This is a genomic window from Blautia wexlerae (assembly GCF_013300825.1).
Taxonomy (GTDB): domain Bacteria; phylum Bacillota; class Clostridia; order Lachnospirales; family Lachnospiraceae; genus Blautia_A; species Blautia_A wexlerae_B.
The window spans coordinates 1-479 of record NZ_JAAIMY010000098.1 but is presented as its reverse complement, the minus strand read 5'-3'; the positions used below and the strand labels follow the sequence as shown (position 1 = coordinate 479).

Here is a 479-nt window from a genome sequence, read left to right as displayed (position 1 = left end):
GATTCTTTTCAAGAGCACCTTTTTGATCAGAACGGTTGGGATCACAATAATAAATGCGTGTGCGTACTTCATCATTTTTGCTATATTCCAGACTCTGCCGGTCCTGAAATTCATGCCCGTTGTCTGTAAGTATTACTTCGAAAAGTTTCTGAAACAGTTCAATTCCAAGTAACTCTGTTAAATGATCAAAAATCCTAGTTACTTCTTTCTGGGTCTGTTCTTCTAAAAGAAACATAAGCATAAGGCTACAGTTTCGAAAGAACATAGTCAGAAAGCAGGGACTGGTACCTTTTGCTCCTTCAACAGTATCCATTTCGACTACATAAACAGATTTGTTCGCTGCGATATATTCCAGGAATTCTTTATAGCTCCGGCCTTTTCGAAAACTTCTGTCTTTAAGGCTGGTAGTGGTTTTTCTTTTTCTCTGCTTGTATACCACTTTACGGCGCAGATCTATGTTTCTGGCTTGAAAAACGCCA

General features: G+C 38.8%; 1 pseudogene. It reads right to left on the bottom strand.

Features of this window, described 5'->3' with window-relative positions:
• Positions 1-439 (bottom strand): annotated as a pseudogene (locus tag G4417_RS16590) (IS30 family transposase); the annotation flags it as partial.
• Positions 440-479: the final 40 nt, after the last annotated feature.